Source organism: Thermoanaerobacter brockii subsp. finnii Ako-1, from assembly GCF_000175295.2.
GTDB classification, from domain to species: domain Bacteria; phylum Bacillota; class Thermoanaerobacteria; order Thermoanaerobacterales; family Thermoanaerobacteraceae; genus Thermoanaerobacter; species Thermoanaerobacter pseudethanolicus.
The window spans coordinates 1,574,871-1,592,619 of the sequence record NC_014964.1 but is presented as its reverse complement, the minus strand read 5'-3'; the positions used below and the strand labels follow the sequence as shown (position 1 = coordinate 1,592,619).

The 17,749-nt window shown below is 33.9% G+C and carries 16 protein-coding genes and 1 pseudogene; 16 read left to right on the top strand and 1 reads right to left on the bottom strand.

All coding sequences use genetic code 11. From position 1 onward, the window contains the following. The first annotated feature begins 9 nt into the window (after positions 1–9). The 14 genes and pseudogenes from THEBR_RS07960 (at position 10) to THEBR_RS07900 (ending at position 14,832) form a co-directional block, all read left to right on the top strand. Positions 10–1,161 carry a TIGR02678 family protein gene (locus THEBR_RS07960; protein ID WP_012269487.1) on the top strand — a complete coding sequence of 384 codons (1,152 nt, stop codon included), beginning with the start codon at positions 10–12 and terminating at the stop codon, positions 1,159–1,161. Continuing rightward, the gene (locus THEBR_RS07955) at positions 1,154–5,320 is read left to right on the top strand and encodes a TIGR02680 family protein (RefSeq protein ID WP_012269486.1); all 4,167 of its coding nucleotides are present in this window, start codon (positions 1,154–1,156) and stop codon (positions 5,318–5,320) included. The genes THEBR_RS07960 and THEBR_RS07955 overlap by 8 nt, the downstream gene beginning before the upstream one ends. After that, positions 5,313–6,608: a TIGR02679 family protein gene (locus THEBR_RS07950; RefSeq protein ID WP_009052679.1), complete on the top strand. Its 1,296-nt coding sequence runs from the start codon at positions 5,313–5,315 to the stop codon at positions 6,606–6,608. The genes THEBR_RS07955 and THEBR_RS07950 overlap by 8 nt, the downstream gene beginning before the upstream one ends. Positions 6,609–6,646: 38 nt before the next feature. Then, positions 6,647–7,087 carry a type VII toxin-antitoxin system MntA family adenylyltransferase antitoxin gene (gene mntA, locus THEBR_RS07945; protein ID WP_009052678.1) on the top strand — a complete coding sequence of 147 codons (441 nt, stop codon included), beginning with the start codon at positions 6,647–6,649 and terminating at the stop codon, positions 7,085–7,087. After that, a complete protein-coding gene (hepT, locus tag THEBR_RS07940) occupies positions 7,080–7,520 on the top strand; it encodes a type VII toxin-antitoxin system HepT family RNase toxin (protein ID WP_003867752.1) in 441 nt (146 codons plus the stop codon). Before mntA ends, hepT begins: the two co-directional genes overlap by 8 nt. Before the next feature lie 19 nt (positions 7,521–7,539). Continuing rightward, positions 7,540–7,703: pseudogene (locus THEBR_RS12690) on the top strand (MBL fold metallo-hydrolase); the annotation flags it as partial. A gap of 169 nt (positions 7,704–7,872) precedes the next feature. After that, the gene (gene pdxS / locus THEBR_RS07935) at positions 7,873–8,751 is read left to right on the top strand and encodes a pyridoxal 5'-phosphate synthase lyase subunit PdxS (protein WP_003867751.1); all 879 of its coding nucleotides are present in this window, start codon (positions 7,873–7,875) and stop codon (positions 8,749–8,751) included. A 1-nt stretch (position 8,752) separates the two neighbouring features. After that, entirely contained in the window at positions 8,753–9,322 is a 570-nt protein-coding gene (gene pdxT, locus THEBR_RS07930; RefSeq protein WP_012268782.1) for a pyridoxal 5'-phosphate synthase glutaminase subunit PdxT, read from the top strand. A gap of 282 nt (positions 9,323–9,604) precedes the next feature. Beyond that, the gene (loaP, locus tag THEBR_RS07925) at positions 9,605–10,144 is read left to right on the top strand and encodes an antiterminator LoaP (RefSeq protein WP_012268781.1); all 540 of its coding nucleotides are present in this window, start codon (positions 9,605–9,607) and stop codon (positions 10,142–10,144) included. A 108-nt stretch (positions 10,145–10,252) separates the two neighbouring features. Next, positions 10,253–11,620, top strand: coding sequence for a phosphoglucosamine mutase (glmM, locus tag THEBR_RS07920; RefSeq protein ID WP_003867748.1), 1,368 nt, complete (start codon positions 10,253–10,255; stop codon positions 11,618–11,620). Between the two features lie 30 nt (positions 11,621–11,650). Further along, entirely contained in the window at positions 11,651–12,559 is a 909-nt protein-coding gene (gene galU, locus THEBR_RS07915) for a UTP--glucose-1-phosphate uridylyltransferase GalU (RefSeq protein ID WP_009052674.1), read from the top strand. Positions 12,560–12,637: 78 nt separating this feature from the next. Next, on the top strand, positions 12,638–13,321 hold the full coding sequence (locus THEBR_RS07910; protein WP_003867745.1) for a YveK family protein: 684 nt from the start codon (positions 12,638–12,640) through the stop codon (positions 13,319–13,321). 24 nt (positions 13,322–13,345) lie between these two features. Then, positions 13,346–14,053 carry a CpsD/CapB family tyrosine-protein kinase gene (locus THEBR_RS07905; RefSeq protein ID WP_009052673.1) on the top strand — a complete coding sequence of 236 codons (708 nt, stop codon included), beginning with the start codon at positions 13,346–13,348 and terminating at the stop codon, positions 14,051–14,053. Further along, the gene (locus tag THEBR_RS07900; protein WP_003867743.1) at positions 14,053–14,832 is read left to right on the top strand and encodes a tyrosine-protein phosphatase; all 780 of its coding nucleotides are present in this window, start codon (positions 14,053–14,055) and stop codon (positions 14,830–14,832) included. The genes THEBR_RS07905 and THEBR_RS07900 overlap by 1 nt, the downstream gene beginning before the upstream one ends. Positions 14,833–14,842: 10 nt before the next feature. Here the strand turns inward: THEBR_RS07900 and THEBR_RS07895 are convergent, their stop codons facing one another. Further along, a complete protein-coding gene (locus THEBR_RS07895) occupies positions 14,843–15,754 on the bottom strand; it encodes an LCP family protein (RefSeq protein WP_009052672.1) in 912 nt (303 codons plus the stop codon). Between the two features lie 155 nt (positions 15,755–15,909). Here THEBR_RS07895 and THEBR_RS07890 point away from each other — a divergent pair, with 155 nt between their 5' ends. Together THEBR_RS07890 and THEBR_RS07885 are read left to right on the top strand one after the other, a co-directional pair. Further along, on the top strand, positions 15,910–16,959 hold the full coding sequence (locus THEBR_RS07890) for a YkvI family membrane protein (RefSeq protein ID WP_012269483.1): 1,050 nt from the start codon (positions 15,910–15,912) through the stop codon (positions 16,957–16,959). Positions 16,960–17,007: 48 nt separating this feature from the next. Then, entirely contained in the window at positions 17,008–17,724 is a 717-nt protein-coding gene (locus THEBR_RS07885) for a DUF2225 domain-containing protein (RefSeq protein WP_003867739.1), read from the top strand. Positions 17,725–17,749: the final 25 nt, after the last annotated feature.

Here is a 17,749-nt window from a genome sequence, read left to right as displayed (position 1 = left end):
GGTGAAAATATGGAAGAACTTCAGATGCTTCTTGAAAATTTTTGGATACTGAGAGAGGATAGAGAAAATTTCAACAAAATAAGAGATGCGGAGAATAAAATAAAACCTTTTGCTGAAGAGAAGTTAGGATATAGATTGATTATAAACCCATATATTATTAAGTTAGAAAAAGTGCCGTCAGATGTTGAAGAGTGGATGGGGATAGCTGCATTTCAAATGCCTATGGATTATGCATTTTTGTGTTTGCTCTTAGCTTTTTTGGAGGATAAAGGACCAGAAGACCAGTTTGTACTGTCTAATATAACGGAATATATAGAGGCGCAGTATGATGGACCTGATAAAGTAGATTGGACGCTTTTTCAGCACAGAAAGTCACTTGTGCGGGTGCTCAATTTTGCTGTAGATATTGGCATAATTAAAATAGATGATGGTGACCACGAGAGGTTTTCAGAAAGTGAAGATACTGAAGTTCTTTACGAAAACACAGGCATTTCAAGGTATTTTTTGAGGTCTTTTAACAGAGAAATTACAGAAGACATGAAGATTGAGGATTTTTTGCAGGAGGATTTAAATCTTTCAAACCCCAAAGATGCGGTTATACAGAGAAGGCACAGGGCGTACCGAAAACTTATTCTTTCACCCGCTGTGTATAGTGAAGGACCTGATGACCAAGACTTCATGTATATAAAAAATTACAGAAATACCATAGCGAAAGATTTAGAGGAGTATCTTGATGCAAAACTTCACCTTCACAAAACTTCTGCTTTTGTTCTCTTTAATGACAACAAATATTTAAAGTCCTATTTTCCCGACAAAAACAAAAACATATCTGATATAATGCTGCAGGTAAGTAAAATTATAAGACAAATGATTGAAGATGGAAAACTCGCCTATAATCCTGATGATACTATAGATATAACTGAAGCAGAATTTATAAATATTATTTTGAAAGTAAAGGAAAGATTTAGTGATGGTTGGTATAAGTCTTACAGGGAAATGAGTGAAAAGCAGCTTATAGAAGAGGTCATTGAAAACATGGAAAGCTTTAAGATGATAAAAAGAGTTGAGGAATTGCATTCTATTAAAATATTGCCTATGGCGGCAAAGTTAATTGGGGAATATCCTCCAGATTTTGAAAAAGGAGAAGGTGCAGATGAGTGAAAAATTAGCCGAAAGATGGATGATTAACAGGATTGGGCTTCTTAATTTTTGGTATTATGATGATGAAATATTTGAGTTTGCAGATGGAAGGCTTCTTTTAAGAGGTGCTAATGGTTCTGGAAAGTCAGTGACAATGCAGAGTTTCATACCTTTAGTATTAGATGGCAACAAAAGTCCTGAAAGACTTGATCCCTTTGGCTCAAAGGCGAGAAAGCTTGAGGACTATCTTCTTGGGGAAGAAGAGGTAAGTGGGCTTGATGAAAGAACTGGCTATCTTTTCATGGAATTTAAAAAAGAGAAAAAAGACAGCTACATTACAATAGGCATTGGACTAAAGGCGAAAAGGCATCAAAATATGGACTTTTGGGGCTTTGTAATACTTGACGGCAGGCGTATAGGTATCGACTTCTTTTTATACAAAATGGAAATAGGCGATGACGGCAAAAGAGCAAAAGTCCCACTTACCAAAAAAGAACTTAAGAATAGAATAGGTGAAGGCGGAGAAGTAGTTGAAAGCCAAAAAGAGTACATGGAAATGGTCAATAAATACATTTTTGGCTTTAGTTCTATCGAGGAATACGACGAGCTCATAAAACTGCTGATACAGCTTAGAAGTCCAAAGCTTTCCAAAGACTTCAGGCCTACTGTGATATATGAAATTATGAAGGCTTCACTGCCTTCACTCACAGATGATGATTTGAGGCCTCTTTCAGAAACCATAGAAAATATGGACCAGATTAAGATGCACCTTGATGTTCTTTACAGGAATATGGCTGCAGTAAAAAAGCTTAAAAATGAGTACGACAACTATAACAGATACATTCTTTATGAAAAGGCTGGGGATTTAGTAAAGGCATACAGCGATTTATACGCATCAAAAAAAGAATACGATAATTTAACTAAAGATATTGAAAATTACAGAAGTACAATAGCAAACTTAGGAAATGACATCATTTCTCTTGAAAGTGAAAGAGAAGCCTTAAAGAAAAAGGAAGAACAGCTTTCAAGTGGTGATGCTAAAAGAACCCAAAAGGAGTTATTAGAAGAAGAGGATCGATATAAGCAGTATTTGGAGGATAAGTCTAAAAAAGAAGAAGAACTCCGGAATAAACAAGATAAATATTATGGTTTAGAAAGAAAGATAAAAAACACTGAGGAACAAAAATACAAACTGGATAAAGAACTACAGGATAAATTAGAGAATATATCTTCAATTGCACAGGATATAGATTTCATGGAACATGAGTTTTCTGTAAGTGAACTTAAAAAAGTGTATGGAAAAGAATTTGATTTTACTTATTGGAAAAATGAATTAAAAAAGCATAAAGATAAAATAAAGCGTGCAATGAGTGCATTGAGAGAAGAAATAGAAGCAAATAAAAGGTATGATGCCGCACTTAAAGAGCAGGAAAGGCTTAAAAAAGAAAGAGAAGACAGGGCTAAAAAGCTTAATGAGGCAGAAAGGCTTTTTGACGAACAAAAAAGAGAATACGTTGAAAGAGTTTATAGTTGGTCGCAGGGCAATGCAGAACTTAAGCTTTTAAGTAGCCAACTGGAAGGCTTAAGCCGTGTCATACTGGCGTATGGAGAGGATAAAGGATTTGACGATATTTTGGCTTTTGTGAGAAAACCCTATGAGGAAATACTAAATGGAATTCAGCAAGAAATTTTAAGATTACAAAATCAAAGAGAGGTAAAAGAAAATCAGCTTCATGAGAAAGAAAAGTTATTGGAGGAATGGAAAAACAAAAAAGACCCTGAGCCTGAAAGAGATGAACAAGTCATAAACAACAGAAAAAGGCTTAAAGAAGCTGGAATTCCTTACATTCCTCTTTACATGGCGATTGATTTTAAAGAGGATGTGGATGAAGAGACAAGAGGCAATATAGAAGCTGCGATAGAAGACATGGGGCTTTTGGATGCTCTTATCGTTCCCAAAGAATATTTTGAAAAAGCTCTTCAAATGGACAGCAATATGGCGGATAAATATGTTATGCCTGGAAGCTTTAATATGATGTTAAATGTATCTCAATATTTTAAAGTAGTTGACAATGAAGAAGGAGTTTCACCAGAAGATATTTCGGATGCTTTAAGCAATATATTTGTATCCGAAGAAAGCGGGACAACCTATATTGATTCAAATGGCACATATGGAATAGGAGTAATAAAAGGGAAAGCGCGGGATAAAGTTAAATCAAAGTACATCGGGAGTGAGTCTAGAAAGCGCTACAGAGAAGAGCTTATTAAATCTATACAAGAAGAAATACAGGCTATAAAAGCTGAAATATCTGCAATCGATGAGGAAATAAATGCAAAAAAATCAAGGATACAGAGGCTGGATTACGAATATTCGGCATTTCCCGGGAAAGAAGATATTGAAGAAGCATATAGATATTTAAAAACGGCAAAGGCTGATTACGAATACACCTCTCATAAACTGGATGAACAGCTTTTTACAGTTAAAAACTGTTTTGAGGACCTTCAGAAAAAGAAAGCTGTTGTAAGAGAATTGACATCTGGCATAAACATACATCCAGATATTGATACCTATTCTTCTGCGTATGAATATGCGGAAGAATACGCTTCAGGGCTTAATGAAGTAGAAATACTATACAACAAATATGTTTTGCACATTTCAAACGAAGAAATGTTATTGCAGCAAAAACAAGATTTAGAATACGATATTGATAACTTAAAGTACGAAATAGACGTACTGGAAAACAAAATACAGAGTTCTGTTAAGAAAATTGAGATGCTAAAAGAGACATTAAAAGAACTTGGACTTGAAGAAATTGAGAAAGAACTAGAGTTTTGCCTAAAAAGGCTGGAGGAAATACCTAAAGAGATTACAAATAAATCAGCCGAAAAAGCAAAACTTGAGGAGCGGCTACAGAGAAGCTTAAAAGACCTTTTAAACATTGAAGAAGAGATTCATCTTAAAGAGGAAATTTACAATATTGTTGAAGAGGGTTTAAAAAAGGAATTAGCACTTGGCTTTGTCAAGCAAGACGTTGAAATGGAGGATATGTTAAAATTAAGTAAAAGCATTCTTTCTGAATACAAAGGCTTTTTTGACAAAGCGGGCTTTGACAGAGAAAAGTTTACAGAGAGACTTCAAAATGTGTATTTTGAAACTCGCAACGAACTTTTAGAATATGGACTTTCAATTGGCAATATCTTTGACGAAGCTTGTGAGGGAGACAATGAAAGAATAAAAGAAGCAAAGAGTAAGCAGAGAAGACTTAATATTACGGCAAATATAAATGGTAAAGTTGTTTCATTATATACGCTTTATTCTAATATTGAAGAGGATATAATGGCGAATGAAAGCCTTTTAAGAGAGACGGATAAGATTCTTTTTGAAGAGATTATAATGCACAATGTGGGAATTAAGATAAGGGCAAAGATTTTTAAAGCAGAAGAATGGGTAAAGAAAATGAACAAACTCATGTCTGAAAGGGATACTTCCAGCGGACTTATGTTCTCTATTGAGTGGAGAAGCATTCCTGCTTCCAATGAAGAAGAACTTGATACAAAGGAACTTGTGGATATTTTAAAATCTGATGCTGATATGCTGAAAAAGGAAGTCTTCGATAAAGTTGTAAATCATTTTAGGTCAAAAGTAGAAAGAGCCAGGAGGGCAATGGAGGAAAAAAACAATACAGAAACTTTTCACAAGATTATGAAAGAAATATTAGATTACAGAGATTGGTTTGAGTTTAAGCTTTACTACAGAAAAGAAGGGGAAAGTCGCAAGGAGCTTACTGATAATGCCTTTAATAAGTTGAGCGGTGGAGAAAAGGCGATGGCCATGTATATACCTTTGTTTTCCGCGGTTTACTCAAGGTATGAGGGAGCACCCCCGACTGCACCTCGCATAATATCTCTAGATGAAGCATTTGCAGGGGTTGATGACACAAACATAAGGGATATGTTTAAACTGATTGAAGATCTAAGATTTAATTATATAATGAATTCGCAGGTTTTGTGGGGAGATTATGACACTGTCCCCAAGCTTTCAATTTATGAACTTATAAGGCCAAAAAATGCAAAGGCTGTATTGGTCATGAAGTATTTGTGGGATGGAAAGGTAAAGCATCTTATACTTCCTGAAAAAGAGGAGGTTGCCGCTCTTGAGGTGGGTGCTGTAAATGAATAAAGAAGAACTTAAATATTTTAAAGAAAAAAAGGGATACAAGAGGATTTTTAAAGGTATAAGGGAAAAGTACAGAAGTTTAGGACGTCTTGGAGGCGTTGTAAAGCTTGATAATCTTACGGAAGATGAAAAAGAAGTACTTACAAACCATTTTAAAAAAGACTATAGGACAAAAAAATCTGCATCCATTGATGTGGCAAAGTTTGAAGAGTCGCTAAAAAATACGCGATTTGAGGAGTATACGCTAAAAGACATACTGGAATACTATTTTGGCGAAAAACTCACCAGCAAAAAAGAGGATATGGAAATATTGGCAAAAGAAAGAGAAGAGTTCTTTAAAGAGCTCTTCTCTAAATACCAGGAATGTAAGTGCATTGATTGGCTAAAAAGTTTGTATGAGGGAACCGCTGTAGGGGTAAGGACAGTAAATCAGAGGTATTTAAATGATAGAAATGGGCTAAAAAAAGATATAATGTATGTATGTGATGCTATAAATAATTTGCCTGTTTATAAAGGGGAAAAGAAAAGACTGCCGGTGTTTTCTTCCCAGATTGCACGTAATCCTCACTATTTTGATTCAAATACAGAAGCTGGAAGTATGTTTATAAACGCTTTATGCACTTTAATGGGGCTGAATGAAGTAAAAGGAAGTGAAGAAATATCAGAACTTTATTACAACGTTGGCATTTTGATAGATGAAATATCCAATTATGTCACACTCTCAGGACTTTTGGCATATGAGGGCGATACGGAAAATCAAGTATTTAAGGCTGCTTATGAAAGCAATCAAGTCTTGCAAGTTCCTCTTTTAAATTTGAGTAAAATTGAGAGGGTCATAAGCCCTTCTAAGAAAGTGTATGTTGTAGAGAATCCTTCAGTTTTTACATCTTTAATAGATGCCACAAGCAAAGTATTTCCTCTTGTATGCACATATGGCCAGCCAAAACTTTCTTCTCTCCTGCTCTTGGACATGCTTTATAAAGAAGGGACAGAGATATATTACTCAGGAGATTTTGACCCAGAGGGGCTTATGATAGCAGATAGATTGTACAAAAGGTATAAAGACAAGTTTCACTTTTTAAGGTACGGTGTAGAAGATTATTTAAAATCTCTTTCAAATGAAGTCATAAATGATGTAAGGCTTAGTAAGCTAAATAAGATTGAATCACCTTTACTTTTTGATGTGGCAAAAGAGATGAAAATAATAAAAAAAGCAGGGTATCAGGAGCTTATAATAGATGATATTATAAATGATATAAAATTGATTGAAGAAGGTAAGGGGGAGTGGTAAAATTAAGGTAATAATGCCTTCTTAAAGAGGTGTCTGTAGTGGTTCAGAGAGATTTAAAAGAAGTGGAAGAAATATTTAAGAGAAATTTGCAATATTTAAAGGGTAAATATGACATAAAGTTGATATATGTTTTTGGCTCATATAGTAAAGGCACTAATACAAAAAATAGTGATCTTGATATTGCGGTACTTTTAGGGAATGGATATGATCCTATGGACAAACTTGCTTTAATTGGCGATTTGGTTTCAATATTTAAACGAGATGATATAGATTTGGTAATATTAAATTCTGCAAATCCAGTGCTTAAGCATCAAGTAATAAAGCACGGCAAACTTATTTTTGAAGAAAATGAAGATGTAAAGGTGGAATTTGAGGTTAAAACTCTAAGAGAATATATGGACATGGAATATTTTAGAAAAGTGCAGATGGATGTTATTAAAGAATGGGTAAAAAGTGTTGTAGGTGATAATAGTGACTAAAAGTATAATAGAAACAATAAATTCTAAAATAAAAGAGTTACAAAAAAATTTAATATTGTTAAAAAAAGTATCGCAAGAAGTAAATAAAGAAAATATAAAAGAGGATATGCTCAAATATTGGGGAATAGAAAGAGGAATTCAAATATCTATAGAATGTGTTATTGATATAGCCAATATAATTATTTCTTCTCTTGGTTTAGAAAAACCCGATACCTATAGAGAAACGGTTTTATTATTAGGTAAAGCAAACATTTTGCCAGAAAATTTTGCCAAAAATATTTCTAACATGGTTTCTTTTAGAAATATACTTGTACATGATTATATGAAAATTGACGAGAAGGTAATTGTTGACATATTAAAGAACCATTTGGATGATTTTGTTAGATATATACATTATATAAATAAATGGATCGAAGAAAATTATTATTCCTAATATGAAAGGAGACGTTATTGTGAAAATAAGTTTTTTGGGAGCTACTAAAGAAGTTACAGGCTCATGCTATTTAGTTGAGACGGAAAAAACTAAATTTCTTGTAGATTGCGTATGTTTCAGGGGGGAGAAGTTGAAGACGAGTTAAACTATCAAGAATTTATTTTTGATGTAAGTGAGATAAACAATATAAATGAAAGTTTAATGAAATTGTATAGAGAACTTTTGGATTAGAATGCGTTATGCATTCTTTTTTTGTATCTATAATGTTCTGATTGATTTGTTTCGATTTAATAGGTACAATTGATATTAAGATATATAAAATGACAATACAATTGTAAGGAGGAATAGAACAATGAATGAAAGATATGAGCTTAATAAAAACCTTGCGCAAATGCTAAAGGGTGGAGTCATAATGGATGTGACAACACCAGAACAGGCGGTTATTGCTGAAAAGGCAGGGGCTGTTGCAGTTATGGCTTTAGAGAGAGTTCCAGCTGATATTAGGGCAAGAGGCGGAGTCGCAAGAATGTCAGATCCTAAAATAATAAAGGAGATAAAGGCAGCAGTATCAATCCCTGTTATGGCAAAAGTTAGAATTGGGCATTTTGTGGAAGCACAGATTTTAGAGGCACTTGGGATAGATTTTATTGATGAGAGCGAAGTTTTAACCCCTGCAGACGAGATGTACCATATAGATAAGTGGGCATTTAAGATACCTTTTGTGTGCGGGGCACGAAACCTTGGAGAAGCACTAAGGCGTATAGGGGAAGGTGCTTCTATGATAAGGACAAAAGGAGAAGCAGGTACAGGAAATGTAGTAGAAGCAGTAAGGCATATGAGGATAATAAATGCCGAAATAAAAAGGCTTACTACTTTAAGAGAAGACGAACTTATGGCTGCTGCTAAAGAACTTCAAGCGCCATATGAACTTGTAAAATATGTTGCACAACATGGGAGACTTCCGGTTGTAAATTTTGCGGCAGGAGGGATTGCGACACCAGCGGATGCGGCTTTAATGATGCAGCTTGGTGCAGATGGTGTTTTTGTTGGTTCTGGAATATTTAAGTCACAAAATCCTGAAAAAATGGCAGAGGCTATAGTAAAAGCTGTAACCTATTACGACAAACCAGAAATATTGGCAGAAGTTTCAGAAGGATTGGGAGAAGCCATGCAGAGTATTGATATAAGAAAACTTGATGAAAAAGATCTATATGCTTCAAGGGGATGGTAGTTTGCGCGTTGGAGTATTGGCAATTCAGGGCTCTGTTAGAGAACATATTGAAAAATTAAAGCTTATAGATGGTGTAGAAGCTGTTTTGGCAAAAGACAAAAATACTCTGCTAAGCTTAGATGCATTGATTATACCGGGTGGCGAAAGCACTGCAATAGGGAAAATGATTGTAGATTTTGGACTCAAAGATGCTATTTTAAAGCTGAATGAGAGGAAAATTCCCATATGGGGCACTTGTGCTGGCATGATACTTATGGCAAAATATATAGTTAATGATGACAAAGTGCACCTTGGAATAATGGATATTTCAGTTAAAAGAAATGCATATGGCAGTCAACTTGACAGCTTTAAAACAAAGCTTATAATACCAGCAGTTTCCAATAATGAGATAGAGGCGGTTTTTATAAGGGCTCCGTATATAGAAAATGTAGGGAATGGTGTCAGGATACTTGCGAAGCACCAAGGTAAAATTGTGGCAGCACAGCAAGATAATTTGCTTGCTACCTCTTTTCATCCCGAACTTACTGATGATTTGAGTTTTTATAAATATTTCTTGAGGCTTAACTCTTAAGCCTTTTTATTTTATAAAAAATTTTTTAAAGGCTCTTTGTCAAGAGTTGGGGTGGGTATTTTTCTGAATGCCCGCCCTTTAGTTTTATGTCTTTTATCTTTTGTGTTCTATTTGCATAAAAAGTCCCCCTTTAAACGTTAATTTGTTTCGAATAATTATAATATAGCACAATGGTCGAGTTTTTCAAGTTTCCATTTGCATACTTATTTATATCATAATTAGGAATTATATGTTGAATTTTGTAAGAATAAGAGATAAAATTATAAAATGGGGTGTAGAAAAATGAAAAAATGGTATGTTATTTTTACTCGAAGTGGTTATGAGAACAAAGTTAGAGATATTATTGAGAATTGCTTTAAAGAGGAAGTGAAATTGCTTATTCCGAAAAGAAAAATTATAGAGAGAGTAAAAGGACAACCAGTGGAAAAAATTAAACTTTTATTTCCTGGATATGTTTTTGTAAATGCCGAGATGAGTGATGATTTATATTATAAAATATCTGAAGTTTTAAAAAGAGGTATTTTTCTGAAAGAAGGAAAAAGGCCTGCTTTTGTAAAAGAAGAGGAGATGAAAATAATTTTATCTCTTACTAAAAATTCTGATTTAATAGATTTGTCGAAAGGTATAATGGAAGGAGAAAGAGTAAAGATAATTGAAGGACCATTAAAAGGGTATGAAGGGCTTATTAAGAAAATAGACAAAAGAAAAAAGAGGGCAAAAGTTATATTTAGTATAGCAGGTGAGCTAAAAAGTGTAGATTTAGCTATTGAAGTGATGGAAAATGTATCTGAGCAGCAAAGGAGTCTGGTTTATGCTTGTTGACATATTTGCATAAAGTCAAGAAACAATTTTGTGAAGATTGTGTATTGAGGATTTTCAGTATTATCTATATAATTAAATTGTATGGCATAAAAAAGGAGGTTGAGACAAATGAAGTTGAATGAAAATATGTTTAGGATGTATGATATTAGAGGCGTATGGGAAGATGATTTGACTGTTGAAAGTGCTGAGCTTATAGGGAAGGCCTTTGGTACATATGTGAGACAAAAAGGAATTAAGGATGTGCTGGTAGGCAGAGATAATAGATTATCATCAAGACCTATACGAGATGCTTTGATTAAAGGACTTACTTCTACAGGCTGTGATGTATTAGATGTAGGGGTTTTGACGACTCCAGCTTTTTACTATTCTAATGTCCTGTACAATTATCAAGCAGGGATGATGATTACTGCAAGCCACAATCCGCCACAATTTAATGGTTTCAAAGTTATGGTAGGACCTTCTACAATTTATGGCGATGAACTTAAAAAACTTTACTATATAGCAGAAAAAGGCGAATTTGAAGAAGGTACAGGAAATGTGAAGTATGCTTATCCAATTAATTCGTATATTAATATGATAAAAGAAAAGGTTAAATTAGGCGACAGAAAGCTTAAAGTTGTTGTCGATTGTGGGAATGGCACAGGTTCATATTTTTATCCTGATGTGATATACAATTTAGGTTGTGAAGTATATCCTCTCTATTGTGAATCTGATCCTACATTTCCAAACCATTTTCCAGATCCAGTAAAAGAAGAAAATTTAAAAGATTTAATTGAAGAAGTAAAGAGGGTAAACGCAGATTTGGGTATAGCTTTTGACGGTGACGGTGATAGAATCGGCGTCGTAGATGATAAAGGCAATGTAATTTGGGGAGATATGTTGATGATTCTTTATTGGAGAGAAATAATGAAAAAACATCCCGGCGCTGATGCCATTGTAGAAGTGAAATGTTCTCAGGCATTAGTAGAAGAAATTGAGAGATTGGGAGGCAAACCTATCTTCTTCAAAACAGGGCATTCCCTCATAAAAGCAAAAATGAAAGAATTAGGTGCTGTGTTTACAGGAGAAATGTCTGGTCATATGTTTTTTGCAGATGAGTACTATGGGTTTGATGATGCGGCATACGCTGCTGCAAGGCTTTTACGAATACTTTCTAATACAGATAAATCTTTGTCTGAGCTTTTAGCTGATGTTCCTAAATATCCTGCAACACCTGAAATAAGGTTAGAATGTGACGATGAGAAAAAATTTGATGTGGTAAAAGGTGTAACTGAATACTTTAAAGAAAAAGGATACAACATTATAGATGTTGATGGTGCAAGAGTGTTGTTTGATGGAGGATGGGGACTGGTTAGAGCTTCTAACACAGGACCAGAGCTTATTGTGAGATGTGAGGCAAAGACAGAAGAAAAACTTGAAGCGATTAAAAAAGAGCTTTCAGAAGCTTTAGCTAAATTTAGCGTAGAGTTTAAATAAGCTGTAAAACTTGCATGGGAGGAAAAAACAGTGAAAATAAGAAAGGCGATAATTCCGGCTGCAGGCCTTGGTACGAGGTTTTTGCCTGCTACCAAGGCTCAGCCTAAAGAAATGCTTCCAATTGTGGACAAACCCACTATTCAATATATAGTCGAAGAGGCGATTCAATCGGGAATTGAGGATATCCTTATAATAACTGGCAGAAATAAAAGAGCAATAGAAGACCATTTTGATAAATCTGTGGAGTTGGAGCTGGAGTTAAAAAAGAAAAACAAGGAAAGTTTACTTAACCTTGTAGAGGATATTAGCAATATGGTGAACATTCACTATATAAGGCAAAAGGAACCTAAAGGGTTGGGACATGCTATTTACTGTGCTAAATCTTTTGTAGGAAATGAGCCTTTTGCAGTACTTTTAGGAGATGACATAGTAGATTCAGAAGTGCCGGTTTTAAAGCAGATGATTGACCAATACGAAAGGTACAACTGTTCTATTATTGGGGTACAAGAGGTGCCGTATGAGGATGTAGATAAATATGGAATAGTTGACGCTGCTATTATTGAGGATAGATTATACAAAGTCAAAGACCTTGTGGAAAAGCCTAAAAAAGAAAAGGCGCCTTCTAACATCGCTATTTTGGGAAGATATATAATTACACCAAGAATATTTGAAATATTGGAAAACACGCCACCAGGAGCAGGAGGTGAAATACAGCTTACAGATGCTTTAAAAACTCTCTTAAATTATGAAGCAATTTACGCCTATAATTTTATTGGCAAGAGATATGATGTGGGAGATAAATTAGGTTACCTTATGGCAACTGTTGAGTATGCTCTAAAAAGAGAGGACTTAAGTGAACCTTTTAAGAGGTATTTATTAGAACTTGTTGACAATTTAACAGCTATCGAAAAGGAGGCTGCGGTTACAAAAGTAAAATAGCAAAAAAATTTAAAAAGAACTGAATTTTGCTTTTATAGCAAATTGTATACAAAGGAAAGGATAAAAGGGGGTTTAAAAATAGCAGAAGAGGAAATTGATTTGCGAGAAATTTTCCTGATTATAAGAAAAAGGACAAAAATGATAGTAATTATTACCCTTTTAGCTACGATAATTAGTGGGATATTTTCATATTTCATTGCTACTCCTGTGTATAAAGCGAGTACTTCTTTGATAGTCAGCAGAACACAAAGTTCCGCGCTTAACAATAGTCAGATACAAGTTCAAGATATACAAACTAGTAGGATGCTAGCTGCCACTTATAGTGAATTTGTTAAAAGCAGGAGGGTTTTGCAGCCAGTAATTGAGAGACTGAGACTACCTCTAACTGTTGACCAATTAAAAAATAGTGTAGATGTAGCAGCTAAAGGTAACACAGAGATTATTGAGATAAGCGTAAAAAATAGTGACCCTCGTAAAGCAGCAGAAATAGCAAATGCGATTGCGGATTCATTTGTGGAAAACATTGTAAAAATAATGAACATTGATAATGTGCAAGTAATTGATAAAGCTATTCCACCAACCTCTAAAATTAGTCCTAAAACAAGTTTGAATATTGCGGTAGCTGCTATTTTAGGCTTTATGATAAGCGTCTTTATTGTATTTTTATTGGAATATATGGATAGAACTATAAAAAGCCCAGAAGATATAAAGAAATACTTGGACTTACCTGTATTAGGTGTCATTCCCGAAATAAAAAATTAAATTTAGGTAAGGATGTGAAAATGAATGGTAGTAGCAAGAAATCCAATTGTAGCAGATCCAAAATCGCCTTTTGCTGAGGCTTTTCGTGCTTTAAGAACTAATTTGCAATTTACCAGTGTAGATAGAAAAGTTAAAAGTATATTGATTACCAGCTCGCTTCCAAATGAAGGGAAAAGTACTATTGTCAAAAACTTATCCTATTCTGTAGCTTTGACAGGAAGTAAAGTTATTGTAATAGATGCAGATTTAAGAAATCCCACAGTTCATAAAACTTTTAATTTGTCTAATAGTAGAGGTTTAACAAATTTACTGATAGATGAAGGGGACTATGAGGCTTATTTAAATGTAGATACCAGTTACAGTAATTTACATATATTAACTTCTGGGCCAATTCCACCTAATCCAGCTGAGCTGTTGGGTTCTAATAGAATGAAAAAATTATTAAGTAGTATTCAAGAAAATTACGACTATGTATTTATAGATAGTCCTCCTGTTGTTACTGTAACTGATGCAGTAGTATTAGCACCTGTTGTTGATGGGGTAATACTTGTTATACAAGCTGGGAAGACAGAGATTGGAGCAGTTAGCCGAGCAAAAGAGATTTTAGAAAGTGTAAAAGCTAATATCCTTGGGGTTGTACTCAACAGAGTAAAAGAAAGTCATGGAGGATACTACTATTACTATTATTATGATGATAATAAACCACAACATAGGAAAAGAAGGAAAAGATAATGGTGGACATACATTGTCATATATTACCTAATCTTGATGATGGTGCTGAGTCCTTGGACATTTCCAAGGAAATGGCACTTATTGCAGTACAAGATGGTATAGAGTCAATTGTAGCGACACCTCATTATATAGAATATGAGCATGAAATATCAAAAGAGAGTATTTTAAATGCTTGTCAGCAGTTAAATGAGTTTTTAATTCAAAATCACATAGATTTAAAGATAATTCCAGGGTGTGAAGCTTTTATTTCTCCTACATTAGTGGAAAGTTATAAAAAAGGAGAAGTTATGTCAATAAACGATATGGGTAAATATATTTTGATAGAATTACCGGTAGCTAGTTATCCGGAATACATAGAGGATGTAATATTTGACTTTAAGGTGATAGGAGTTACTCCTATTATAGCTCACATAGAAAGATATTCATATGTTAAAGGAGATTTTGATATAATATATAGGTTAATTAACGAAGGAGCGCTTATGCAAATTAATTCTACAAGCATTACAGGCTTGTTTGGAGATGAGATAAGGTATAAGTCGTTAGAGCTTATAAAACACAATATGGTGCATTTTATAGCTTCTGATGCTCATACAACAAGGGGAAGAGCGCCTAAGATATCAAAAGCTTTAGAGACTTTAAAAAAAGAAGGAATTGAAGATGCCTACATAGACTATTTGATTAGTAATAGTCAAAAAGTGATTAATGGTGAAGATATTGAAGTGATAGAACCAATAAAAAAGAAACTAAGTTGGTTTCACAAAATAAAGAGACGCTTCTAGCTGCGTCTCTTTATTTTGTGAATTCTTGAAGCACCTCGTTTAATTTTTCCATATCTGGCTTCCAGTAACTTATTCCATTTAAATCATAAAAGTCTCCTGGCACTGTGAATTTTTCTATCGAATCTGGTGATATGTCTTTAACAGCGTATATTAAGGCAAGTATTTGCTCATAATTGAGATTAGTGTACAACTTTCCTTTAAAAGTATTGTATAAATTTATATAAGTAGAAACATCTTTTGCTTTACTTTTAAGCTGGTTGGCAAAGGCAATTATAAACTTTTGTTGCCTTTTAATTCTGTTTATATCTCCCATGGGGTCATATCTCCATCTTAGATACTGATAAGCCTTTTGCCCATCTAAAATTTGGTATCCTTTATCTAAGTTGGCTCCATGGCTATGCATATTTACTTCTACATCGAGGGGTACTCCACCGATTGCGTCTACAATATCTGGTATTGTCTGCATGTCTATTGAAATGTAATAAGGCACATCGATACCTAAAAAATCACTTATGGTTTTTAAGCTAAGAGCATAACCTTTTTCTCCCATACCGCCATATACATATGCAGCATTTATTTTGTCTTTATGAAATCCGGGAATATCTACGTATGTATCTCGCGGAATGGAAAGAACTTTTACGACTTTATCATTTAAATCAATTGAAAATATCATTATAGTGTCAGTCCTAAAACTTCCTAGAGTGTGTACTCTTTCATCATTTTTATCTAAGCCTAAAAAGGCAATATATACTTTGTCTTTAGGTAATGCTTGTTCAGAATTGGAAATATTATTTTTATTATCATTGTTAAATACACTCTCTGGATGTTTTGTTATACGTATGTATTTATAATATACAAAAAAGGCTCCTGAAGCTACAATAGATAATATTAAAAAGAAAATAAACCATTTCTTTCTTTTCATTTGTTTCACCTCATAAAACGTACTAGAATATTTTGTTATGGCACAACTATTATTTTAACTCATTTTCTAATAAAAAGTAAATAGTTTTTTAAAAAGAATAATATTTTTTATCCCGCCAAAAATATATTTAAAATAGAAAGAAAGGCGGGATTTTTTTGAGTAGAAAAGAGATTTCGGCTTTTAAAGTTGCTGCAAGCTATATAGGAACAGTAGTAGGGGCGGGATTTGCTTCGGGACAAGAAATATTGCAGTTTTTTGCATATCACGGAGTAAAAGGAACTATAGGGCTTGTAATTGCTGTTTTTATGTTTGTGTTTTATGGGTATATAATTTTACGATTAGGTAACAGGCTTAATGCCTCTTCCTATAAAAAGGTCATCATGAAGGCTGGGGGACCTTTATTTGGAAGAGTGATAGATTTAGTAGTTACATTTTTTTTGTTTGGAGCACTATCTGCAATGATAGCAGGTTGTGGTGCAATTTTTGAAGAGCAATTTGGGCTTCCTTCTACTTTTGGGGGTGTAGTAATGGCAGTATTATCGGTTGTAACAGTATTAACAGGAATTGGAGGAGTTATTTCTGCCATTTCTTTTGTAGTGCCTTTGCTCTTGCTTGCCATAATCATTGTGGGTACTTTTTCCCTTTTTTATGGACCAGACATTACGGTTATAACAATTGCTGACTTTCCTTTTAAAGCTGCAGTAAAAAATTTTGCATTGTCGGGAGTACTTTATGCTTCCTATAATCTTTTGATGGCAGTTGCCATTCTTGCTCCTCTTGGACAGAAAACCAACGACAGGTCAAAACTAAGATGGGGAGCTATATTAGGAGGAATGGGATTAGGATTAGGTGCGTTTTTGATATTTTTTACAATTCTTATAAATATGCCTACTGCTTCTTTATATGAGATACCCATGCTTTATGTTGCTGGTAATATTTCACCGGTTTTGAAATTTGTATACAGTTTTATTTTGATTGCAGAAATATATACTACGGCTGTTGGAAATCTATATGGGTTTGCGGCAAGGTTTACAGAAGTTGGGTCAGTGAAATATAAGATTTTTACTGTTGCCTCGGGAGGAATAGCCCTTATAGCTAGTAGGTTTGGTTTTGCAAAACTTGTTCATTATTTATATCCTATTGCTGGTTATGGAGGCATTATTATGCTTATTGGCCTTACATATGGAATAATAAATCACAAATAATTTCAACTTTTGCAGATAGCTAATTTTTTATCTAGAGAATGTCGAAAAATGTTGATGAGTATGTTAAAATATTTAATAGGACTAATGTTGGACGGAGGTGTAATATTGGAGAACAAATATTTGTACGAGAAAAAAGCCGTATGTCCAGTGTGTAAGAGAGAATTTACATATACTAAAGTAAGGACTTCACAATTGAAGGTGGAAGAAAGAGAAAGAGATTTTTATACTAAATATAAAGATGGCATTAATCCTTTCTTTTATGAGGTTATTGTGTGCCCAAATTGTGGATATGCTGCTTTGGAATCTGAATTTGACAGAATAACTAATGACAAAAAGGAAAAAATCCTGTCACTGGTAACGGCTAAGTGGGTTAAAAGAGAATTTTCTGGTGAAAGAACACCTCAAAAAGCGTTAGAAACCTATTTATTGGCTTTATATTGTTCCCAGATAAAAGAAGATAAACCCATAGTTTTTGCGAAGACTTGTCTTAGAATTGCTTGGATATATAGGATTTTAAATGATAAGGTAAATGAAGAAAAATATTTGAAATATGCATTGGATTCTTATATAAAAGCCTATAGTGGTTCGGATATATATGAGGAAGAAATACTTCTTATATACATGATAGCAGAACTTAATAGAATGTTAGGCAATAAAGAAGAGGCATTAAAATGGTATAATAAAGTTATAAATCATCCTGACAAGTCTCGACATAATTTAATAGTCAATCTTGCAAGAGATGGATGGCAAAGTTTAAAAGAATGAGGGCATGTTTTTTAGAATGCCCTCA